General features: G+C 34.0%; 20 protein-coding genes and 3 pseudogenes. 3 read left to right on the forward strand and 20 right to left on the reverse strand.

The features are described from left to right. Positions 1-30: 30 nt before the first annotated feature. From NLJ82_RS14780 to NLJ82_RS14820, 9 genes and pseudogenes are all read right to left on the reverse strand, one after another. A pseudogene (locus NLJ82_RS14780) lies at positions 31-132 on the reverse strand (alpha/beta-type small acid-soluble spore protein); the annotation flags it as partial. Between the two features lie 114 nt (positions 133-246). Next, positions 247-1,833, reverse strand: coding sequence for a glutamate/serine transporter AimA (aimA, locus tag NLJ82_RS14785; RefSeq protein WP_000794164.1), 1,587 nt, complete (start codon positions 1,831-1,833; stop codon positions 247-249). Between the two features lie 808 nt (positions 1,834-2,641). Next, positions 2,642-4,231, reverse strand: a complete 1,590-nt coding sequence (locus NLJ82_RS14790) for a bifunctional metallophosphatase/5'-nucleotidase (RefSeq protein WP_000913794.1) — start codon at positions 4,229-4,231, stop codon at positions 2,642-2,644. 546 nt (positions 4,232-4,777) lie between these two features. After that, a complete protein-coding gene (locus tag NLJ82_RS14795) occupies positions 4,778-6,418 on the reverse strand; it encodes a catalase (RefSeq protein ID WP_000392238.1) in 1,641 nt (546 codons plus the stop codon). Positions 6,419-6,531: 113 nt separating this feature from the next. Continuing rightward, positions 6,532-6,705, reverse strand: a pseudogene (locus NLJ82_RS14800) (alpha/beta fold hydrolase); the annotation flags it as partial. Positions 6,706-6,768: 63 nt separating this feature from the next. Then, positions 6,769-7,719, reverse strand: coding sequence for a magnesium transporter CorA family protein (locus NLJ82_RS14805; RefSeq protein ID WP_000388892.1), 951 nt, complete (start codon positions 7,717-7,719; stop codon positions 6,769-6,771). A gap of 305 nt (positions 7,720-8,024) precedes the next feature. Next, positions 8,025-9,050: a ParM/StbA family protein gene (locus tag NLJ82_RS14810; RefSeq protein WP_000839470.1), complete on the reverse strand. Its 1,026-nt coding sequence runs from the start codon at positions 9,048-9,050 to the stop codon at positions 8,025-8,027. Between the two features lie 35 nt (positions 9,051-9,085). Then, positions 9,086-9,478 carry a hypothetical protein gene (locus NLJ82_RS14815; protein WP_000683204.1) on the reverse strand — a complete coding sequence of 131 codons (393 nt, stop codon included), beginning with the start codon at positions 9,476-9,478 and terminating at the stop codon, positions 9,086-9,088. A gap of 75 nt (positions 9,479-9,553) precedes the next feature. Next, the gene (locus NLJ82_RS14820) at positions 9,554-9,940 is read right to left on the reverse strand and encodes a YflT domain-containing protein (RefSeq protein WP_000549422.1); all 387 of its coding nucleotides are present in this window, start codon (positions 9,938-9,940) and stop codon (positions 9,554-9,556) included. Between the two features lie 132 nt (positions 9,941-10,072). Between NLJ82_RS14820 and NLJ82_RS14825 the strand changes: the two genes are divergently transcribed. Beyond that, positions 10,073-10,171 carry an acyl dehydratase gene (locus NLJ82_RS14825; protein WP_080445125.1) on the forward strand — a complete coding sequence of 33 codons (99 nt, stop codon included), beginning with the start codon at positions 10,073-10,075 and terminating at the stop codon, positions 10,169-10,171. Between the two features lie 100 nt (positions 10,172-10,271). On the opposite strand, the pseudogene NLJ82_RS14830 reads toward NLJ82_RS14825, so the two are convergent. Both NLJ82_RS14830 and NLJ82_RS14835 read right to left on the reverse strand, forming a co-directional pair. Further along, positions 10,272-10,570 (reverse strand): annotated as a pseudogene (locus NLJ82_RS14830) (alpha/beta hydrolase); the annotation flags it as partial. Positions 10,571-10,685: 115 nt separating this feature from the next. Next, positions 10,686-10,994 (reverse strand): hypothetical protein, encoded by a 309-nt coding sequence (locus NLJ82_RS14835; protein WP_001088218.1) that lies wholly within the window; start codon positions 10,992-10,994, stop codon positions 10,686-10,688. A gap of 300 nt (positions 10,995-11,294) precedes the next feature. On the opposite strand from NLJ82_RS14835, the gene NLJ82_RS14840 reads away from it, so the two are divergent. Then, positions 11,295-11,660 (forward strand): YxeA family protein, encoded by a 366-nt coding sequence (locus NLJ82_RS14840; RefSeq protein ID WP_000714883.1) that lies wholly within the window; start codon positions 11,295-11,297, stop codon positions 11,658-11,660. 87 nt (positions 11,661-11,747) lie between these two features. Here NLJ82_RS14840 and NLJ82_RS14845 read toward each other — a convergent pair whose 3' ends face one another. From NLJ82_RS14845 to NLJ82_RS14855, 3 genes are all read right to left on the reverse strand, one after another. Beyond that, positions 11,748-12,458: an alpha/beta hydrolase gene (locus NLJ82_RS14845; RefSeq protein WP_000758832.1), complete on the reverse strand. Its 711-nt coding sequence runs from the start codon at positions 12,456-12,458 to the stop codon at positions 11,748-11,750. A 103-nt stretch (positions 12,459-12,561) separates the two neighbouring features. Further along, entirely contained in the window at positions 12,562-13,017 is a 456-nt protein-coding gene (locus NLJ82_RS14850; protein ID WP_000749761.1) for a TspO/MBR family protein, read from the reverse strand. Between the two features lie 131 nt (positions 13,018-13,148). Continuing rightward, the gene (locus NLJ82_RS14855; protein ID WP_001179953.1) at positions 13,149-14,579 is read right to left on the reverse strand and encodes a cryptochrome/photolyase family protein; all 1,431 of its coding nucleotides are present in this window, start codon (positions 14,577-14,579) and stop codon (positions 13,149-13,151) included. 213 nt (positions 14,580-14,792) lie between these two features. Between NLJ82_RS14855 and NLJ82_RS14860 the strand changes: the two genes are divergently transcribed. Beyond that, the gene (locus NLJ82_RS14860) at positions 14,793-15,362 is read left to right on the forward strand and encodes a DUF3841 domain-containing protein (protein WP_000743892.1); all 570 of its coding nucleotides are present in this window, start codon (positions 14,793-14,795) and stop codon (positions 15,360-15,362) included. A gap of 137 nt (positions 15,363-15,499) precedes the next feature. Here NLJ82_RS14860 and NLJ82_RS14865 read toward each other — a convergent pair whose 3' ends face one another. From NLJ82_RS14865 to NLJ82_RS14890, 6 genes are all read right to left on the reverse strand, one after another. Continuing rightward, the gene (locus NLJ82_RS14865) at positions 15,500-16,717 is read right to left on the reverse strand and encodes an NAD(P)/FAD-dependent oxidoreductase (protein ID WP_000365637.1); all 1,218 of its coding nucleotides are present in this window, start codon (positions 16,715-16,717) and stop codon (positions 15,500-15,502) included. A gap of 299 nt (positions 16,718-17,016) precedes the next feature. Further along, complete coding sequence (locus NLJ82_RS14870; protein ID WP_000095513.1) at positions 17,017-17,538, reverse strand: carbonic anhydrase; 522 nt, start codon at positions 17,536-17,538, stop codon at positions 17,017-17,019. 72 nt (positions 17,539-17,610) lie between these two features. Then, complete coding sequence (locus NLJ82_RS14875; RefSeq protein WP_000027422.1) at positions 17,611-20,235, reverse strand: DUF2309 domain-containing protein; 2,625 nt, start codon at positions 20,233-20,235, stop codon at positions 17,611-17,613. After that, positions 20,235-21,767 carry an NADH dehydrogenase subunit 5 gene (locus tag NLJ82_RS14880; protein WP_000908900.1) on the reverse strand — a complete coding sequence of 511 codons (1,533 nt, stop codon included), beginning with the start codon at positions 21,765-21,767 and terminating at the stop codon, positions 20,235-20,237. Before NLJ82_RS14880 ends, NLJ82_RS14875 begins: the two co-directional genes overlap by 1 nt. A gap of 644 nt (positions 21,768-22,411) precedes the next feature. After that, on the reverse strand, positions 22,412-22,774 hold the full coding sequence (locus NLJ82_RS14885) for a Na-translocating system protein MpsC family protein (protein ID WP_000798158.1): 363 nt from the start codon (positions 22,772-22,774) through the stop codon (positions 22,412-22,414). A gap of 350 nt (positions 22,775-23,124) precedes the next feature. Further along, entirely contained in the window at positions 23,125-24,213 is a 1,089-nt protein-coding gene (locus NLJ82_RS14890) for a GerAB/ArcD/ProY family transporter (protein WP_002027996.1), read from the reverse strand. Positions 24,214-24,231 lie beyond the last annotated feature (18 nt).

Consider the following 24,231-nt stretch of genomic DNA (forward strand, 5'->3'; position numbering starts at 1 on the left):
TAATTAGCGAGTGAATCGACCATCAAGTTATATATTGAAATTTTGTGCGATTTTATATTTCATTTGATCGTTTGCACTTTCAGCATCACGAACTAATAATTCGTTACGGCTTCCACTATTATTGTTTGCTATTATTACGTATACTCATTAAATTCCATGTCCATACTATTTAGCAACGGTAGTCCATGCCATTCGGATTGACCTCCAGCACATGATAAATCTATTTTTCTAATTTATGTATATTATTCAACTAATTCTACCATTAATCTTCTGTGCTACCTGTAGATCTTTTGTTTTAAATCCGCTATTTATAGCCCATCTATAAAATAGAAATGAAACAATTGAAATAAGTACCATATCCCATCCATAAGTTATAATATTTAACCCGCCAAATTTTTCACTTCCAATGTACGATATACAAATCATAAATAATAAATACCCCACAATCCATAATCCAGCTAAAAAATTCTTCTTAAATCCAACCCATTTTGTTTTTAATTGATAATAAAAATATATAGGTAAGCCCATAAGTATAATAAACATTACTTCTCCTGTTAATGGCCACCTTGCCCAATATAATGTTAATGATGCAAAAATGAACCCTAAAGGTGCGATAATTTTTAATCCCTTTATATAGAAAGGACGATGAAAATTAGGTGCAGTTTTTCTCAGAGTCATTACTGTTATTGGTCCAGTAACATATGAAATTAATGTAGCTACTGAAATCACTTCAGCTAAAACACCCCATCCTTTAAATAAAAATAAAAAAACAAAACAAATCATTAAATTAAACATCATGGCAAATCTAGGCACACCATATGTAGGATGTAATTTCCCAAAAACTTTAGGGAAATATCCATTCTTCTCCATTCCGTACAGCATGCGTGATGTGGTTGCCATATAAGTAGTACCTGTACCAGAAGGGGATACAAAAGCATCTAAATATAATACAATAACTAACCAATTAATATTTAGTGCTATTGCTAAATCAGCAAATGGTGAATTGAAATTTAAATTTGACCATCCGTTAATTATCATATTAGGATTTACAGCGCCGATAAACGCAATTTGTAATAATACATATATTATAGTTGAAATTAAAATAGATCCTACAACTGCCCGAGGAATGGATTTCCCTGGGTTCTTTGCTTCACCAGCCATATTAATTGGACTCTGAAAACCATTGAATGCAAAAATAACACCGGATGTTGCCATAGCAGTTAATACATTTGACCAATTAGATACATGAAAGTCCTGATGACTAGTAAAGTTTTCTCCATGAAATCCAACGAATAGCAATGCACCAATTGTAAGACCAGGAATTACGATTTTAAATATAGTAATTAGAGAATTTACTTTTGCAAATAGACTAACAGTCCAATAGTTTAAAAAGAAATATATAATAATAAGTAAAGAAGCAGCTGCAAGACCTTTTGAAGTCAACATCCCATTGTCTACTAAATCCTTGGCCCAACTTGCCCACTCCCAAGGCCATGAACTCATATATTGTATTGAGGCTATAGCTTCAACTGGAATAACTGAGACGATGGCTATCCAATTCGCCCATCCAGCAATAAATCCTACGAAATCTCCATGTGAGTATTGGGTATATTTTACCATTCCGCCAGCCTCCGGAATCATAGCTCCTAACTCGCTATATGGTAAGGCAATAAATAATATTACAATCATTCCTAAGAGCCAAGAAAAGATAGCGGCCCCTCCTGATATTTTAGCAGCCTTCCATGCACCAAATAACCAGCCAGACCCTAAAATCGAGCCAATCCCAGTCATTGTGAGTGCAAAGGTTCCTAGCTTGCGTTTCATATTTTTCATTTTCCACACGCCCCTCGTTTACAAAATAAATAGGATTTTTTTATTTATTAACCATTTATTCATGTATACTAGCCCCCTTTTTATTTAAAGTAAGAATACAAATTTTATAGACTCATTCACCATAAAATTCATCTCCAATCAACTCTTTATATTGTATGTATACCCTTTATAATTCTCTCTAAACCTGAAATTTTTAACTATATTTGTTACGGAAAAACATCATAATCTAGTATGCCTCTATATTAAGAATATTTCAGTTCTAATAGACGAAAGTTCATCTTGTCTATGGTCTTAATTTGATAGGCGATACTACTCCCAGATGCACTCAAGCTAGATAAGGAACTGAAGGAAACTATTATAGAAATTTCTACATTTCTTTCGAAACATATGGTTCCCTTCTTACCAAAAACTCAACTCTAATTTAGTGAATTGATTAAGTGTATTGGGAGACTTTTATTGAGATAAATCTTCGGCAAATAATGACACCCCTTGTTTTTTATGCATATTCCTAAAAAGTATGTCACTCTTTCCCATTAATTAAGAAAATGCTAACGTGCTTTTAATCTCTAGAATAGTCCCAACTCTTAAGTTGATGGATGTGTGGCCGTACTCCATTACTATCAAACAAAACAATGATAGTTACGGATGAATTAGCAATTATACAAATTTCATTTTTTTCGGCATTCTGCATCTAGACGGTATACCTATTAGCCACGGTAAAACTCTATTTCAAATCAAAAAAATAGATTACCTGCACACGAAAAAGTATAGTGCATAGGTAATCTATTTTTTTGAGATTAATAAAAACCTAATTTTTTTTTTGAATTCTTCCATCAATAATAGACTGAATTGGTTCTTTTGATTTTTTTATGTAATCTACTAATGCTTCAAAATCAGTTGGTCCTGTTTCAGCATCTTTACCGTTTTTAAAGGATACAAATCCATCTCCACCTGAAGCTAAAAATGCGTTCGCAACGACGCTGTAAGTTTTAGAAGGAATAATTTCTTCTCCATTTGTTAGGTGAATACTTGTTACTTTTTCTCCATTAGGTTTGTTTGCATCCCAAGTGTATTGGATCCCTGAAATTTGAAGCATTCTTGTTATGTCTTTTTGCCATTGTTGATTTAAAATATCACGAATATCTTGACCCGTTAAATTTACTTTTATTAATTGATTTCCGAATGGTTGAATACCATATATCTCTCCCCATGTAATATCACCAGCATCTAAGTCATTACGAATACCACCAGGATTCATAAGTGCAATTTGAGATTGCATTGTTGCACGCTGGGCATCAGCAACTAAATTTCCAAGAGTAGATTCACCAGCCGTATTTAGTTTGCGATCTAGTGGAGCAATAGACTTACCTACAACTTCATTAACAAGAGGTGCGATTTTTGCTTGATATTTCTCCATCTTCTTCTTTATTTTTTTATCAGGCTCCATGCCTTCATGGTAAGTTGTAACAATTTCTGCTTTTTTCTCAACAATATCTTGTGTTTTACGATCAATCTTTACATCAACATCAGCAAAAGCCATACCGTAAGAATTTGCTTGTACGACAAGTTTATTATTAACAGTTCCATTTACATAAGTGTGGCTATGCCCACCAAAAATAACATCGACTTCTGGATCAGTCTCATTTGCTAATCGGACGATATCACCATTTGTTACGCCGTTCCCATCTGTTGTCCCCCCGTTATGTGCAAGAACAACGATAGATTTAACGCCTAGTTTTTTTAATTGCTTTACGGATTTGTTAATAGCTTCAACTTCATCTGTAATTTCTACATTCTTTAGCATAGTAGGCATAACAAGGTTAGGCACATCCGTTGTTACGACTCCGATAAATCCAACAGGAACTCCTTGTACCTTTTTTATAGTGAATGGTGGTAAAAATAAACGACCAGTGGATTTATTATAGAAATTTGCGGCAACATATGGGAATTTTGCACCTTTAAATTTCCCTGTTTTCTCATGGTATCCTCCATAAATAAGGCGTTTCATTTCTTCAACACCTTCATCAAATTCATGATTTCCTATAGTTCCAACATCGAATTTTAAATCATTTAGAAATTCAATGGTAGGTTCGTCTTGTAATAATGCTGAAACAGGAGTACTTGCTCCAACAACATCGCCAGCATGTACTTTTAATGTATTCGGATTTTGTTTTTCACGATCGCGTAAATAAGCCCCTAAGTACTCGATTCCCCCTGCATCTTTATTGTTAATTTTTTTTACTGTGTCTAGTTGCCCATGAAAATCGTTAATCCCGAGCATTTGCACATCTATGTAGCGGTTTGGTTCTGTACTTGCTTGGGCTGAAGGCACAGCGAATACACTAGTAAAAGTAACTGTACTTAATGCTAAAGCAACTGGAATGATTTTTTTCAACATAAAATTTCTCTCCCCTAATAATTAAAATCTTACATAATACGATGTTATTTTAATATATTAAGAGGATTATTTCTATAAAAATTCTACTAATTATAAAAATTAATAAGATTTTATCGTTTTCTGACAAAAACATTTCTTTATTTTGAGGATTATTCAAAATATTATCTTGATAGTAATATAGCAATCCACCTAAGAGACAAAAAACTCTAATCCATAAATTTTAGCCGTTAAGAAAAATATTCAACTCGAAACTAATAGAGATTTATCAACCTAACATTTCAATATCAATATTTAAAAATGAGCAAAAATTTCGTTATAGAAGATTTCGATTCTTTAAATTGGTTACAGTGGTGCACTACGCCGCATTCAAAAAGATGCTCCTGGATTTATCCAAGAGCATCTTTTTGAAACTTTATTTTTTATTTGTTTATGAACTATCTTATGATATTTAGTACTTCTCATATAAAAAAACATTTTAACAATCATATGGAAGGATACCTAACTATTTTCACGGAATCTCTAGGTATTCTACTGTGCTCACTTCAATTAATAAGCATCTGATTCATGGCTTTTCTTTACTGCATCTTTTGTTGCTTCGTTTGCAGCTAATGAACCTTGGCCATATTTTGATTTACTTACTTCGCGGCCTGGAAGTTTGTTTTCCGTTTTAGCTTCTTTCATTTTCTTTTCAATACCTTCTTTAACACGACGGCCATAATCTTCATCAGCTTGTGTGAAGTGTTCAATCATCGCATTCTGAATTCTTTTGTCACATACTGCAAGTGCTTCAGATAGATTTTTAACCAACTCATTTCGTTCCCACTCCTCAAAACTACGATACGTGTGACCTGCTTGACCATAATTATTAGGACGATCGATTGGTGCACTCATAGCAGCCGCATTGTAAGTTGGTTGGTGTGGATGGTGCTTTTCTTGTTTTGCATCTTTATAACCACCCAGCATAGATGGCTCATAGTTAATATGCGGATTTTCTCCAGACTCTTTCGGATTACGCATATCCATTTGACCACGATGTTGATTTGTACGAACAGGTGCTTTAGGTGCATTAACAGGTAATTGTAGATAGTTTGCACCAACGCGATAACGTTGCGTATCTGAATAAGAGAAAGTACGACCTTGTAGCATTTTATCGTCTGAGAAATCCATGCCATCCACAAGTACTCCTGTACCAAAAGCAGCTTGTTCAATGTCTGAATGGTAATCAACTGGATTACGATCAAGAACCATACGTCCTACTGGTAACCAGGGGAACTGCTCCTCTGGCCAAAGCTTCGTATCATCAAGAGGATCAAAATCGAGTTCTGGATGATAATCATCCTCCATAATTTGTACAAATAGCTCCCACTCTGGATAATCTTTGCGCTCAATTGCTTCATATAAATCTTGTGTTGCATGACTAACATTCATTGCTTGAATACTGTTTGCATCTTCTTGTGTTAAATTTCGAATTCCCTGCTTCGGCTCCCAGTGATATTTCACCAATACCGCTTCGCCTTTTTCATTTACCCATTTATAAGTGTTCACACCAGATCCCTGCATATGGCGATATGTTGCTGGAATACCCCATGGAGAAAATAAAAATGTAATCATATGCGTTGCCTCCGGGGTACGAGAAACAAAATCAAACATTCTCTGAGGATTCGCCACATTCGAAACCGGATCAACCTTAAACGCATGAATCATATCTGGGAACTTCATCGCATCACGAATAAAGAAAATTTTTAAATTATTCCCTACTAAATCCCAGTTACCATCTTCCGTATACATTTTCACTGCAAAACCTCGTGGATCCCTTGCTGTTTCTGGTGAGTCCTTAGCTCCAGCTACTGTAGAAAAACGAACCATTAACGGTGTTTTTTTGCCAGCCCCCGAAAACACTTTCGCACGAGTATATTTTTCTATCGGCTCATCTCCAACTTTTCCATACGTTTCAAAATACCCAAATGCTCCAGCTCCTCGCGCATGTACTACACGTTCTGGAACCTCTTCTCGATCAAAATGAGAAATTTTTTCGATGAAATGATAATTTTCAAGTGTTGCTGGACCACGATTCCCAATTGTTCGGATATTTTGATTATCCTTCACAGGGTGCCCCTGTCGTGTTGTCAATGTCTCACGTTTCACGTCTTGTTCATCTAGAGAATTCATGTCCTGGTTTTCTTCCATAATTGAAAACCTCCTCAAAATTATTCACCTTTAGGTATTTCCATTTATTAGAAAAAATATGATGGAATTGCAAATTATTTATCATGTATCAATTAACAATGATATAGTTTTAATCAGTCCTTTAAGAATAATAGGAGTGCTTCATGTGTTAATTTCCCACTATATTCAAATGGTACAGTTGCATCTGAATCACCATGAATAACAAGGGTAGGTATATTAATCTTGGCTAAATCGCCTCTGAAGTCTGTTTTGCTGAAAGCAGCGATATCTCTATTGTAAAATCGAAATGATACTATCCCAATTAATAAATATTACTAACTATATATCTATCATATATTTTATAAACAAGATTAATTAGATTTAAAAAAAGATTTCTTTTTCTTTACTCGTAATAAATCACCTGTCCACCCTTTGAATCGCATATACATATACATACCTCCTGTTGTGAAAATAATAAATAAGAGAGCAATTAAATAGCTATATTTCCATTCTAGTTCAGGCATATATTTAAAATTCATCCCCCACAATGCTCCTAAGGCCGTCAAAGGCGTACTTACAGCAGTTAATACAGTAAGAGCTTTCATAATCTCATTCCCACGATGTGAAGAAACAACTTCTTGTAAATGAATCATCGTGTCCAATTCTTCTTGGTACTCTTTAACAAGTTGTAATCCACGCTCTAATTTTACGTTTGTTTGCTTATAACAAAGAGTGTTTGTTAAGTTTTCTAACCAAGCTTCTTTCAGGCCTTGTAACACTTCTTGTATTAAGCGAAACACATGTGTGTTCATAAATAGTTCATGACGAATATGATAAATTCTTTCTAAAACTGCTATGTTATTATGATGATAAAAATCCCATAATACATTTCTGAAATTGTTTTCGAAATAGTCAACCTTTCGCAAATAGTGAGATATAAACATTGATAAGATAGCACATAATCCTTCAGCGGAACTATTACAATTTTTTGCACTAAAAGAGGCATTATGTATTAATTTCTGAAAGTCCCCTTCCTCTTTTTCCTGGACTGTTATGAGTATTCCATGAGCTACGAAATAATGAAGAAATTTTTGAATTTTGGCGTCCTTTTTATCTTGATCATATAAAAACGAACCATATACACAAGTTTGACTTGGTGATAATGTATAAACATATAATCCATTTTCACAAGGGGAACTTATTTTCTTTACAAATTGAGAGAAATAAGATGTTACATCACGAAGAATTATAGAAGAAAGTTTTTCAAGCTCACTAGTTTTCACATGATACCAACTCCATTTCGGCATTTTTATGCATTCCATATTATTCTTCCTTTCTGAACAGTTTTATGTTTGATCGAATCATATCCGTAATATGAAATTTGTATGTAGGTATTCATGTCTTGGAGGAAAAGTTTTTAGATCAACTAAATTACAAAACAAATGGCATAGGAGGTCTTATTCTATTAAAAGGAAGACCCCCTATATATTAGCTATTTTTATTCTCAAATTTAAACATTTCCTCTATACAAGCACTTTTTATCTTTTCTTATAAAGAATTTATTATATATGGAAAAGAAACTAAATAATTTGGCACGTCTATTCAACGAACTCCATTTTGGTCGTTATTATAATTTAGATTCATATACAGATTGATTGGTGATGTCGTCAAATACTTGACTTCCAATCATGTAGTATCCATGAAGTGCAGCCTCTTTCGAAGCGTCTACCATACGGAAAGAAGAAATTTCACCTTGCATTTTTTCAATTCGTTTTTTGTGGAGATCTACTATTCCTCCTGTCCAAATAATAGTGTCATACTGGTCTAACTTAAATTGTTCTTGTAATACACGCATAACGTCTTGGAAGTGTGCATCCAACTCTTTTTGAATCAAAGTATGAACCTGACTTGTCTGAGTATCTTCTTCTCGACCTCCATATCCTTTTTCTAATATGTTTGGCATATCGTTAATATGCAATTGATTACTTTCACCCGCATGATTCTGCACGATATTCTTAATATTTTTCAAAGGCTTGCTACATCCTAGTTCCGTCTCATAATGATTTAAAATGACATTCTGTTTCATATCTGTCATTTCTAATGTACGAAATCCACCATCAATAATTAAGATACGATCTCGTTCCTGAATGATTCCCTCTTTTAAGAAATAGGCATGTAAAGCGACCGGTTGCTGAAGAATTAAAGCATTTTCCACCGTAATAGTAATAAATTTTCCATCAATTTGCACAGAAGTTTCTTTTTTTAGTGCACGTTGTAATTGCTCATGCTGACTACCAAAATAAGTGACAGGAAGCCCGGTAACAACTAAAGGTAACACGACATTTTCTTTATAATCCTTTGCAATGCAACCAAATATTTGTTGTTTAAACCGTTCGCTTTCATAATAATTTTCTATTTCTTCGTCAAATGGAGGAAGCAATGAAGCGTCAGATTGATGCGCTTCATTTCCCATATAGTATGCAAAGTCTAAATCTATAAAACTTACCTTTGTTAAATCTTCACTTTCATCATGATTAGGTACAGGGGCTAGTGTGGAAGCTTCACTCTTAATCGTCACCTCAGAATCTACATCCTGTCGATATGCCCGCTTAGTAAAACCAATTCCTACATCAATTGCATACAGAGATTTCATACTTTCTTCCTCACTTTCTCTTTTTAGAATTAAATCTAAGCACTCTCTTCTTTCATATATTTCTTTTCATTTTTCGTTTTTTCTCCGTCTATGTCCTTACTGTTTTGATTTATTTCGTTATCCTTTTCATCTGTTTTCTTTTTGTTCGTTTCGTTTTCTGTTAAGTCTTTAATGGTAGAAATGACAACTGGTGTGGCTGTAAGCAGTTGTGGTAATGTTTGTTTTGCAACATTAGCTGCAGTTACAGAGAATTGTTTACTTGTTTCGGTTACCTTCTCCAATGTTTCCTTTATGTTTCCTTCTTGCAATTTTTCTTTTACGCTTTTTCCTTTTGTTTGTATCGCTTTCCGATTTTCCTTTTTTAATAAGGAGACTATAACTCCAGTCGTAATCCCAATCATAGCGTATTTAAATATTGTATGTTTCATTTTTTCTCACCCTTCTCCACTTTTATTTTCTTCCATGCTACAAGCTAAAATAATTACCTTACCTATTGCAATCTATTAGAGAGAATGATAGTTTTGCGGTTGCCTATCACTCGCCGTTAGTGTTTCATCTGTTACTAGGAGTAAAATTCTCCCTTGATCTAGTTTTTCTTCATATAAGTTAGCTTCCTCCTTCGACAACCCCATTTCTTCCATTTGATTTCGGAGCTCGTCCCCTTTTTTGGAGAAAAAGTTGATAATACTTGTGCCCAATCCTTGTTCTTTTACTCCAATCGTATTTATGTTTGTATCATCCGCAATCTTTTTTGTTATATGTTTTTCATGTGTTAAGACGTAAATGTCATCTTGGTGAATCCCTTGCAATTCTAGCTCTTTTACTTTCATAACTACTTCCTGTTCATTATCATATTCATGAACCACCGGTTTTCTTTCATTCTTATGCATCTTATTTTTCCTCCTTTAGATTTTTTATTTAGTTGTTATGTAATATGTAATACACCTATTTTAAAAATGTTAAACCTAAATTTTCAAAAAATTTCACACGATAGATTATTAATGTTTTTGAATATTAAAGAGATGTCACGAGCACTTTCCTTTGATAGCAGTGTTACAAATAACGATTTGTGTAAAAGGCATGTCCCTTATTTTATAGAAAATTTCTATTTAGAAAAATAAAAAACACTCCTTTTCAAAGAGTGTTTTTAAAAAATATAACCTAATAGTAATGTTTCTATTTTAATCGCAGAAAGAAAGTCTTTATTAAAACATATGGTTGCTAATTTAATTGCAATCTTCCTTGCACCCAAGCAGCAATATCATTTATAACATACTCGGGGATATTAGCAGGACATAATATTCATCTGGTTTACTTATTTCCCCATCACCCTCTGTAAAGAAATGATTTAACTTTGGATATAGTCGATAATCAACGTTACCTCGTTCTTTTAGTTATTCTTTCCAAAGAGGGATTTCGATTTTCGATTGAACTTGATAGTCTCGTTCTCCTTGAATAATAAAAAGCGATGTCTTTTGTTCTTTTGACATTTCCACTGCTTTCATTTTACGTATAGAATCCTTACTTCACAGGATTTTTTTGCTGTTTTCATTATATCCTTACTATACAAATGAAAATATACAATCATACTAAATATACAAACTTTGCATAAAAAAATGATTTTATAGTATCTTTTTAATATCCATGTCCGCCTTGCCAGCCACCATGTCCGCCTTGCCAACCACCGTGTCCGCCCGGCCAACCACCATGTCCGCCTTGCCAACCACCATGTCCACCTTGCCAACCACCGTGTCCGCCTTGCCAACCACCGTGTCCGCCCGGCCAACCACCGTGTCCACCTTGCCAACCACCGTGTCCACCTTGCCAACCACCGTGTCCACCTTGCCAACCACCGTGTCCACCTTGCCAACCACCGTGTCCACCCGGCCAACCACCGTGTCCGCCTTGCCACCAGCCTGCATAGCCTTGTCTCTGTGAGTTCATTCCTTCGCATCCCTTCTTATTAAAAGTTCAAATACTGTAACTGGGTATTCTCTAAATATAATTATGTATCCCAAAAATAAATGTATCCGCAAACATCCCGATTCTTGGTAAAGTAATTATCTAATGAAAAAAACATTTTCGCGGGATAAAAAATAATACGATTTGCATGAAAGAATAACCATACACTGTTATCCCTCCTTTAAACACCTATTTAAGAAAAACTTAAGAAATTCACTTCTAAATTCATAAGAATTTTTTCCTATACTTAAAATAAGTAATTTAACAAGAGGAGAAACGATCATGAAGAAATTTGTAATTTGCATAATAGGAATAGGTCTTCCTATATACTTACTACCTTTCATATTACGCGGGGATTTAGACAGATTTAATCCGATTGCTGAAGAAAAAAATGTATACGCCGTTGCGCAGGGGTATGGCATTCCAGATTATCATTATAAAGGCCAGGCTATTTACTCACTAAAAGATGTCGATGAATTAAGCAATGAGAAAGAATATAAAGTGGGAACGAACACCCCTAATGATTTTATAAGAAAAACTTACTTGAAAATTCATGTAAAAGGAAAGTATGTGTATTCTTACGATCTTATCGCTGAAAAGGATATTCCGGAGAAAATAAGGGGACAATTGGAGATGGCAAATAAATAAAAGAGCCAATTCGTACGAGTTGGCTCTTTATTATCTCTCCCACCTATCGTTTAGAGAATTCTTTCGGTAGATTTATTAAATTCGTTATCATTGTTTCAATAGCCATTCTTCCATTACTTTCACTGTTTCATCTCGTTGTGCTTTTGGCGTAATTAAACTCGCATTATCACCTTTTTGCTCGCCATACATGCCAAAATGAGCATGATTGCCCCCTTTTATCATGTGCATAGTTGTATTCTTTGACATTAACTTTTTATTGTTCTCTATTTTTTCTACAGTTGCTAAAGCATCTACTTCCCCGTAAATTGATAACATTGGAATCGACTTAGTAGAGAAGTCATCTGCAGGATACGAACCTAAGAAAATAATCCCGTCTACCTTTTCTTCATGTTGAAAGGCATACTTAGAAATCATAGCTCCGCCCATTGAATGCCCCGCAACATACCATTTTTGAACTTCCGGATACTTTTCAATTACACTATCTACCTCATTGATTCCAAGTATCGCTAAGTTTAATGGTAATTTAGGCATTACTACAAAATGTCCATCTTTCGCAAGAGCTTCTCCTAAATAACTATAAGCCTCGGCTTCTACTTTCGCTCCTTGATAAAAAATAACACCTATTTTCGCATCTTTCTCTCCAAAAGCTATATAATCTTCATCTTTTTTATCATCCACTAACGACAAAGCCTCTTTCGTCGGTTTGTAACTAAACTGAGACCAAACAAAAAAACTAATACTTCCTATAAGTAAAATACCAAGTAAAGAGTACAGCGTAATTTTTATCCATTTCTTCACACATATGGCCTCCCTAAGATGTATATATTCTATACTTTAGATTATCATTAATAAGCATAAAAACTCGAGCATTTTTATTATGCTCAAGTTTTCATTTACGTCTTTAATTCATACTATAAATGGTCCAAGATAAATATGTAGCAAATGTAGTCCATAAAAAATACGGGATTAGCAACCATGCCGATACTTTAGATAAATTGGAAGAAAACATAATGAGAAGTAACGTAGTAATAGCGACTAGTAAACAATCTACTGTTGCTAAAAACAAATTCTTTTGGCTAAATTGAAAATAGCTGAACGCTTGATTGAATATATAATTTAAAAGGAATAAAAACCAAAATGTTTTTGGCTTGAATCCATAGTTGTTGTAAATAATTGTAACTGATAATGCAATAAGTCCAAATAATACAACCCATATCATTCCGATTGTCATACCAGGAGGTGTCCAAGACGGCTTTTCTAACACATCATACCAAGTACGATCAATAGGATATAAAACACTAGAAACATAAAACAAACCATATGTTAGTAAAAATACTATAATACTAGATTTTTTCATAAACATTCTCCTTTTTAATAGAAGGTTTTAGAAACTCTATATGATTCGTATGCTCTTTCAATGAATACAACTTTAATACGTAAATAGATATTATAACCTTTACATATCAAATTCATATTGACTCGTGTATTTTATATAAATTCTTTCATACTTTTATATGCACAAAGGGCTCTCTCTCGTGCTGCCTTATGATCAACAACTGGCAAAGGGTATGTATCTCCTAGCTTTATATTGGCTTTTTGTAAAATATGCTCAGGTGCTTCCCACGGTTTATGTATATATTTATTAGGCATATCTCTTAATTCTGGTACCCATTTTCTTATATACTCCCCATCTTTATCAAACTTTTCACCTTGTGTGATCGGGTTAAAAATACGAAAGTACGGTGATGCATCTGCTCCACTTCCAGCAACCCATTGCCACCCCATTGTATTATTTGCAATATCAGCATCTAGTAATGTATCCATAAACCATTTTGCCCCTTCTTGCCACGGAATTAACAAATGCTTTACAAGAAAAGAAGCCACAGCCATTCTTGCTCGGTTATGCATAAAACCTGTTTGCCATAACTCCCGCATTCCTGCATCAATAAACGGATAACCAGTTTCGCCCTTCTGCCACACTCTTAATAACTCCTCTTCATTATTCCACGGAAAATGTTCAAAGTTCTTATTAAGAGGTTTATATACTGTAAATGGATAATGATATAGCAAATAATAAGAAAACTCTCGCCAAATGAATTGACGTATAAAGCTATTCACTTGTTGTTCAAAAAGACTACATTGTTTTTCGTTACTTTTATTTATTAAGTAATGATACATTAGCTTTACTGATATTTGACCAAATGAAAGGTACGGTGCCAACATCGAATGAGCATTTTGATTTGGAAAATCCCTTCCTTCACTATAAGAGACTAATTTGCTAGAGAAAAATTTCTTGAATGTTTTGTATGCCCCTTCTTCTGTAGGCTCCCATATTGATTCCATATGAGATGTCCACGGTATAGTCGGCAACAAGTGTAATTCTGAAACAGATAAACTTGCTGGTAAAGAACTTCCCCATTTTATACTCTGCACTTTACTAATAGGTTTAGATATTACCTGCTTTTGAAATGCATTATAAAAAGGCGTAAAAACCTTATATTCAGTGTTATCTTTCTTTTTAATAATCCACGGTTCTAATAATAAATGCGAATTAAATTCCTTACAGGTAATACCTTTATCTTCTAACATCATTTTCATTTTTTGATTAAATTGTAATCTTTCCGGATCATAACAAATATTCCAATATACAGCCGTTATACCTAACTGTTTTATGAGAGAAAGTATTTCTTCCAGTGTATTTCCTTTGCGGATTATTAAAGTAGATCCCAATGCCTCAAGTTGCCTCTTTACATCTATTATAGTATGGTGTAGCCACCACTTTGACGCACTTCCTATTGAAAAAGTTTCATCATGTACATATACCGGAACAACCTCACCGGACTGAGCCGCTTCAAATAGAGCTGGGTTATCATATAAACGAAAATCTTTTTGAAACATAACGATGATTTTATTTTGCATGGCTATCCTTTCTAATTCTTAAAGCACAATTCATTCTTTATTAGAACAAATACTTCTGTTATTTTTAAATGATTATAAGAATCATTTTTTGTAATTGCAAACAAACTCTTCTATCTTTAATGGATTTTTCCAACTCTTAATAAAGATAAAAATATAATGCACTTTGTACTTATCTTAAACTCTTATAAAATAAAAAAGAAAATGGAGAGAAAGATGAAAAAACAATTTTATAAACAATCAAACTTAAATACATCTATAGATTCAACAATCCTATGGACTTTTCAAAACCAAAATGCCATAAATACACTTTTGAATGAAGGTAAGCTTATAGCCGATCCTATTTTTGTTAGTAAAGAAGATTGCACAGCATATAAATACATTGTAAGACGCATGAAACAGAAAGGTATTGACTTTATTATAGATTTACCCATTTGGGCATGGCATTCATGCAATGGTTACCAAAAGAAGCCTACTTATGAGACTGCAAGAGAATTACTATCAGATATTCAATTAGAGAAAGAAATATACCTCATCGAATTCACATGTCCTAATTTTTTATTCATGTTAACAAACTATAGCCGATGGTGCGACATTTATTTTAAACTTACTGGCAATCCTAAAGCAAGTGTAACAAATGATGAAGAAAAATACTTATTTAATCTTTACCCTACCATTGAGGAAGAATGGGAATATCATCATATCCAAGCAACTCTACCCTACCTAAAAAAAGAATGGATTATACAAATAACTGAACTTAGTAAAATGAATGGATTTAACAAATAATATTGTTTATGAATGCTTTAATTAAGCATTCATAAACATAACAAATAGTCACATGAAACTAATACATTTAAAATAGCTTTTTTTATAATGGAATCCTAAATAAGCTCCTTACTACTATGATTTTGTATACATGCAGTTTACTCATTTAGTTTTGGTCTAGTTTGTAAATATAAACTCAAATCTGGACTTGAACCGTTAATAATTATATCTCGAACAATTTTAGAAAGTACCATACTATAAACTAATCCATTATCTCCATACGCATAGATAAAGTGACAATTTGGAAATTCTTCATACATTCCAATTATAGGTAAACCATCATGAGTACCACCATAAAAAGCACTTAAATAAAATTCAGGTTCAACTGTTATATTGGGAAAGAGCTTATTAAATTCATTCACTAATTTCTCTTTTTTATGGATTAATTTTGAATCTCTTTCTTGAGCAATGTTTGTATCTTCATCTAATCCACCTATAATAATCCTATTATCTACAGTAGTTCTCATATAAATATATGGTCTCGCAGTTTCCCAAATGAGAGTGCGTTTATACCAAGAAGATAAATCTTCCACAGGATTAGTAACAATTGCATATGAGCTAATCAGTGTAGCGTTCTTTTCCTTTTTAAATTCCAATCCTTCATATCCTGCAGCCACAATTACTTTATTGGCAGTAATAGAATTGCCCTCCTTTGTATAAAAGATAGCACATTCTTTCTCTAACTTTTTGCCAACAATCTCTGTATCTTCATAAATGTGAACTCCTTTATTAGAGGCTTGTTCTAATAAACTATGTGTAAATTTATAAGGATTTATTTCACCATCATTATACGTATAAATAGCTGCACGTTTTTTAAATGGATATCTCTGTCCAATTTGTTTTTCTGATAACCAAACCGCTTTAAAATCATGCTTATGTAAATAATACAGTTCCTTTTCTAATTTCTTTATATCCTCTTCATAACTTGCATAATATAAGCTGTCACGTCGTTTAAAGTCAGAGCAATAAGGCAAGTTTTGATCAGCATATTCAATATCATTAATAGCTTGTTCACATAATTTCATATGCTTAACTGCATACTCTTCCCCAAATGTATTTACAAGTTCATAAAACATCTTATCACCTAAATATTGAATAAGTGCTGTATTTGTAAGGTTACTTCCATGTCCTACCTTTCTTTTATCAACGATAACAATATTTAAATCTGATTCACTCAAATAGTATGCTGATTGAGCACCCGAACTTCCTGCTCCTATTATTAGTACGTCACATTTTATATCTTCGTCCAAACGAGGATAAGAAGGTGTATTAGAAAAAGTCGTGTTCCAATATAATTTCCCTTTCTGTAAATCCATTTTAATTGCACCGTCCTAAATAAAATAGTTATATCCCCATCGGTATCTCCAAATCATTCTTACTATATACTTCTTATCAAAATTATCTTGCTATCATGAATAAAGGTTTTCATAAACCTAAAAGCCTTGTCTTAAAAATTTTTTCGAAAAAACGTCAAATAATTTTTTATTTTTATTATAAAAAGAGCAAAAGATCTCCATTTATAGAAGATTTCTTTTACTCTTTTTAAAGGAAATAACTCCAAATATTTAACATATTATAGTATCTACCAAATAAAAGTTGCTTATCTATCGATAACTTACACATAAGAATACATTTGTTTCACTACTTTATTAACAGAAACTTTAACAACCGTTTCTTTTTCCCCTGTTCTATCAATCTTGAAACCATGAACTTTAACATCAGACGGTACTAGTGGATGATGACAAATCATATCTATACTCTTCTCAATATTTTCACTAACATTTTCTTTTCCACTTAGCCATTCCTCAAGGCTACCACTTGAAAATTCAGGCATACAATTTTCAAAGAGATAGTCTAGTTCCTTGTTATTTGTTATAGAATCACGTTGAATTTGTAGATTAACTACATTAGTTTCTTTATCCTCTATTCCGACAACAAAAATTTCTTCCACATTTTCTTCATAAATAGCAATAATAATAGATCTCATTATATCTCCAAAAGGATGTACAATTACGGAATCGTAGCTGTGTATAGTCAACATGTTTTCTTGTTGAATGTTAGTTACTTGTTGGATAATAGGCTCTATTCCTTGTTCCATCTCTGTTAACAATAAAACCTTTTTATGCTTTGAACTCATATATAGCACTCCTTCTTCATGATTGTATTTATGAAACTTTTAAGCTAGTAACAATGATTCATTACATGATTTTTACCAGTTTTTCCAGCGTCCCTCTGAATCAACACTTGCAAGTCTGACCCATCCATTTTGAACTTTTTCTCGAAATGTGAAATCATTATTTAGCAAACGTTCTATATATTTAGTAGGCGCTTGAATTACAATGAGTAAACGAAGTGGTGAGTGATACGTTTCACTATCTGACTGCATAACGGATTGCCAAGGTAAGCCTGATAACAAATCACTTGCATTTCCTTGCATAACACCGAGACCTGCCGTAACGGTTTGTGTTGTTTTGTTTCCACTACCATAATAATGAGGAGCTACAGTTGAAGCGTAATATTGTAGATTGATCCACTGCGCTACTGTTCCTGGTCCCGCTATGATGCTAGCTAATATATCGCCATTTTCATCCTGTTTCCAATCATAATTATGAAGGAAAGCCCTACCTTCTAAGTCACAATCCTGAGTCAATTCACGCTGCCCGATAATAAAAGATGCATTACGAGCTAATCCCCATTCCGGACGTATTTCACTCCAATCTTCTGCAAATCGATGTGCCTCTTTACTCGGATTTTTTATTTTCATTTTAAAATTAGGCAATTGTGTTAAACGCTCTCTATTTGCATGTTGGCTCACATTTGGCATAACCGACTCAATATTATCAAATGCTTCTTGCGCAGCTTCCGAAAGTTCTGGAACGTAAATCCATTCCAATTCGTCCACTGTTGTTTTATGTTCAGCTGCTGCAAAAATGGTATCCTCAGGAATTTTAATGCCTTCAGCAGACAATGCCTCTCTTACTTCTGGAAGATTACATAATGTAGCAAAAACTCTTGCATTGAACCCTCCTGCTGCTCCGCCACACGCACCACACTCAAGCGCTGCAGCATAAGGATTGTTCGTACTTTGACTACTGTGTCCGCACATTACAACTAAAGGAGCAAATTTTTCTGTCAGTCCCACCATTTTTAAAGCTTGACGCACATAGTTCACTTTTTCTTCTTTCGTAAAACCGATAGGTATCTCACATTTTGTATCATGGACATGATTAAGTGAGAATGTTGTATTAGGTTTTTGTAACATATTTTTACGAAGGTTACGAATGAAGCCACCTACTCTTCTTGGCACAAAACTCCTTGTTATCATTTGTAAACCAAGTAAAGGGCCACTCACCTCAGGTAATAGCATACTTGTCAATACATTTTTTTTCATCGTCTTAAACGTATAACTTACTGAGCTGTCTATCTTCTTACGTTGCTCATAAGATTTATATTCATTTTCATCCGCGAGTTCTTTTATTTGATGTTTCGGTTTTAATATAACTGGCAAAGAAGGATGGCTGTTATTACTGCCTAGTTCAGTAGTCGCAATTGGTAACCCAAAGAAGCCAGCTATTCCAAACGTTTCAAACGGACCTAATTTTTCAAGGTGGCGACGAAACGGTTCTGAACGGACATCAATACAAAATGCTAATTGAGCTACTACACGCTTTTTATCATTCGTTGCACGTTGTTTAGAAGAAATCTTCTTCTTTAATTGCTCTGCATGCGTCTGTTCCCAAGCTTCCAGCCAAAGTTTCTTACGAGTATTTTCATCAAAACGATAAGCAAATGCTAATAATTCGCTTTGTTCAGTGGCAGACATTTGTAACCATTCCCGTGTTGAAATATCCCCCCAATAGATCCAAGAAGCTATAAGTGGGACAATCGAAACTTTTTTCTCAGCCTTTTGATTTTTTAAAGGTAAATAAGGTTTTACAATAGCCAGCTCCATTGAAATTCGAACTGCTAAATATTCTATAACGAGTGCCTGTTCCTTAATTGATTGTTGGGAGCGCCATCGTATCATTCCTGCCCACCCAGGCAAAGAAAGTAAGTGCCCTTCAAGGTAAGCTTGCCTGTTAGATTCAGGAATTCCTAGTTCAGATAATGCTTTTGTTAAAGCTCCCTGAGCATCCTGTGGCCAATCTTTTAAAACTTTACGCTCATTTTTACTGAGCGCTGGATCAAATGTAATAAGGTGATGCCATGCACGATACAAACCTTTCTCTCGGTTTGGCATCGTCCAACTTGATCCGGAGTCATCAAGATATAATTTACACCATTTAATAATATGGTAATTAAGAACATCTGATAGGTTGTCACCCTTTTGATTCTCTATAAGTGAACTGATTGGTTGCATAGAAGAGTCTTCCATACTCCCTGTATTTATATAACTTATTTCTTCTGCTAATTTATTTAATTCTGGCGATGATAATAAACTAGAAGGTAATCTCTCTAACTTTAAAGCTTCTTGGCAAAAACGCTCTGCTGTCTCTCGCGGAATATGAAAAGATTGTGAATCAAGCCAACGAGACAAGCCTATTTGTAAAAATGATTCCTCAATCTCACCTTTCGCCTTTGCCGAATGAATCATGGAGGCACTAGGATAAATATCTACATTACGAGCTTCTTTTAACCAATTTGCGACTTGTTCAAATGATTGCTTTTCAAGCCCCATCCAAGGGTGATGAGCTGCGAATGTAGAGATAGGCCAAAGTGGTGCAATCACTCGGCTAGCAGATTCAACTAAATCATTCATATTCTTTTCTTGTATTTCAATGTTTGTATCTTTCTTTTTTAAAGTTTCTTTCGTTACGATTGACTGTATGCTCATCACGAATTACCTCCCTTTGATACATAATGTTTCAGATAGCTTGGGTGACTTTCTACTGACTTTCGTCTCGCCTCACCTACTCGAACTAACCAAAGATAAAGTACAGCGAATAAAGTAGAAGATTGATTACGAGTAACGAAAGTACAAATAACACTACTAAATAGTAAGATACATATAACAAAAATAACGGCTGGAGCTGAGGGTTGAACACTTTGATACATGTCAGTATGCAACCATTTATAAAGAGAGTTATGAACAGTAAAGTAAATGAGAGAAAATCCACTCAAAACTATTAAGCCAGCAATTCTTCCCATTCTTCCCTCTCCAAAAACAACAAGCTGTTTCCACGAAAAGTATAATGACCATCCTAAGATTAACGCACTAACTAATTCATACCCCTCTCCAGAAGTCATAAACCAGAAAGCAATTGCTATAAATAATCCTAAAACACGTCCGAACATAATCCATAAATTGGACATCTTTTCATTAGATTGCTTCACTCCATCAAAACGTTGTACGGAAGAACCAGCTTGTAAAAACAGTGTGGCTTTAAATAAACCGTGTAAAATTAAATGAATAACAGCTGCTAAATAGGCCCCTAATGCGCATTGAATCAGCATAAATCCCATTTGTGCAATCGTCGAACCTACTAGCTGACGTTTATAATCAACTTGGACTAAACTAATTCCTGTACCTATTAAGACAGAAATACTAGAGAAAATGAGTAAAATGATTTGTGCAATATCATCATGAAAAAGTGGCGAAAATCTAGTTAACATGATACCGCCAGCATTTACTAAACCCGCATGCATAATAGCAGAAACAGGAGTTGGAGCAACAGCTGATTCAATTAACCATCTTTGGAAAGGCCATTGTGCTGCTGGAATCATCACAGCTACTATAATCAATAAGTTAATTCCTGTTTTCTCCAATGTTCCAAATTGAGCTACATTTTCATTCGTTAAAACTGATGTTAACTGCCACTGTCCAGTTATTTGAAACAACCAAATGATAGCTGATAGCAAGGCAATCCAACTTATTGTAAATAAATAGCCTGAGATTTTTGTTGCTTCACTAACTACCTTCCACCCTTTATTTAGCCCGATGAGTAGAACCAATCCTATAAGAGTTGCTCCCCAACACATAATCATGAAGCGAAGATCATCGCTTAACCATGCAACCGAAGATACACCTGTAGTAAATGTAAAAAGTGCAAAGTATTTTCGATATGAGCGGTCTCCCATTAAGTAACGTACAGAAAATCGCTGAATGATTAAACCAATTGTAAGAACGAAGAAAGCCATGAACCAAGCTAAAGTATCTAGATGCCAAGGCCCCACAACTCTATCTCCATTGTGATTAACAAGTGCAAGTAAAGAAACCAATGAAGGCAAAGCAGCGATACCAATATGGATATGAACAAAACGTAAAGGCATCCTTGCATGTAAAAACAATAATCCACTTAGCCAAGAAGCACTAAGCGCGATAAAAAATAATGTTAACAGTGTTGATGAACTTAGCGAAATTAACATGTAAAATACTCCCTTCCAAACGAAAATAACTTATAAAAATTCCTTTTCATTACGATAGTTTTTTTAATTTTAATTTTCATTCACTCTTTTTCGTACATCGTTTTTTTCCATAAAAAAAACCGACAACTTCCATAATTCAATGATTTTATATCATCATTGAATTATGGAGATTGTCGGTTTCACTTCAACTAACTTCAATAAAGTTTTTTGAAGAGCTCCCATTTTATAGAGGATAGTAATATATGTATTACTCCTATGAAAAATAACAGTATATCTCTGATCTCCTAGATTATGCAATCAATATATCAATTTATGTTATGCGCTATCTTTTCATTAAGAAACTTTTTCATTTAGTCAATATTACATATTAAAAAAATGCTAAAGCCTTAATTATAGCAAACAGTTAAAATAAGCATCTATTAATTTTTAAAACAATTATAAGATAAACCATATTAAGCAGTTTGTCAATTTATTTATCCGTTTTGCGAATCAAAATTCATTATACATAAATAATTTCAAGTTTTCTTGTTTTCTAATCATTACCTTGTTAATAAGATAAAATAAAGTACACAACTTGTAGATTTCTTAATTACCTCACTGCATTTTTAGTGTATCTTCCACTACCCCTACAGTGATTTTAATTTTTAAAATTTCTCCTCAAGATTATGGAACAATTTAAAAATCATTACTCGTTCACCAGTACGAGAACTTATATCCGTATGAAAACTTTTCACTTTTTCTCCAGTTAATTCTAGTATGATCTCTTTCAAATCGTCAATTCCAGATTCAACTAGCTCCGAACGATTTTTCTTTATCGTTAGCATACCGTCTTTCGTTTCGCAAACAGTATATTCAGCCGGTGTTAAAATACCTTGTAAATTTACGATAATCATATCTCGTAATATATCTGTCTTAACGGATATAGACCCGCGTCCTAGGTAGTCCTTTTCCCAGTGCGTAATTGCTTTACTTATCTCTGACTCAATAGAGCCTTTTGAGTTTTTCATTTATGTATCCTCCTTCAATAAAATGAATTTACAATAACAATATAATAATCTGGATTGATTTTATTTTCAATTATTGAGAAGAATTTATAGAAATCGTTTTAAGGAATCCTTTAGGATTAAAATAAATTTTCATATGGCGATATACGTTTTTGGGGTTATTCCTAACAAGATACTCTTACTATAAAGACTCTGTTGCATAGATTTCTGAAAAGGACATTCCGGGGAAAATAAGGAAACTTTTGTGACATAATACATAAACGAAATAGCCTACTCTGATGAGTAGGCTATTTCGTTTTATTTTCGTCAAAAATCTATGCATACCTTCATTCGAACACATTATCCGATTAGGTTTATGCATATTTCCTTCGAATTTTACCAACCACCAATAATAGTAAAGGAATTCCTAGCTCATAGACGGGAAATGCAATTGGAATTACAAAAAATATGTAGTAATAATGGGTAAATGTTTGGATATTTTTAACTGATACAGCTATGATGAACGAAATAGGAGCAAGAACTAAAGCTACTTTTCGCCAATCCTTTAAATGAAATATTTGTGCTGTTCCATAACAAGCGATAAACATGTATAACGCCAGTTTAACAAAAATACTAAAAAACCAAATAATTACTATCAAAATATCTACATTTTGAATGAACTCCATGACGGATATGTACCGGCTCAAATCGTAAACCGGATACAAAAAACTTGAAGATAGATTCGGACCGAATGTTAAAATGACCGCTAATGTTCCGATCGTTACCATGAAAACGGCCAGTCCTACTCCCCACATCGCCCGCGATGACGCTTGTTCTGGTTTGTCCATAAAGAAAACGAACATCATCATCATGACAGCCTCCCCGAAAAATGCAGCTACAGGAGTATAGGAGCCTTTAAGTATCGGAAGCCATCCAGAATCATGATAAATAGGCCGCATATAATCCCAATTCATATTGCCAATATTCAAAATGATTACAAACGTTATCATTAAAAGTACAATTGGCCCTATAATTTCACTTAAACGTCCAACCCCCTCCACCCCGCCTTGGTAAATAATAAAAATGAGCAATAACATCGCAGTCAAGACAATAACCCACAAAGGTGTATTATGAAACAAAGCGATAATAATGAACTCACCAAATTCACGGACGGTTATCCAAATTATCATGTACCATCCAAAGAAGTAAGGAATCAGCAGCAGCTTTCCTAGCCATTTACCAAGAATGGTTTGACTAAATTCAATTAACGTTTGTTTCGGATAGAGCGAACCAAGTGTAGTTGCCAAAAAAGTAAGAGCAACCCCTATCCCCCCTGCAATCAAGATCGAAATCCACGCATCTTGTTTGGCAGTGCGAATCGTCGCTGGAATAACTAGAAGGAGTGATTGTCCCACTTCAAATGTGAACATCATCCAAAAAATTTGCCTGCCAGAGATTTTCATTGAATTTCTCACACTCTA

It is taken from the genome of Bacillus paranthracis (assembly GCF_024296885.1).
Taxonomy (GTDB): domain Bacteria; phylum Bacillota; class Bacilli; order Bacillales; family Bacillaceae_G; genus Bacillus_A; species Bacillus_A paranthracis.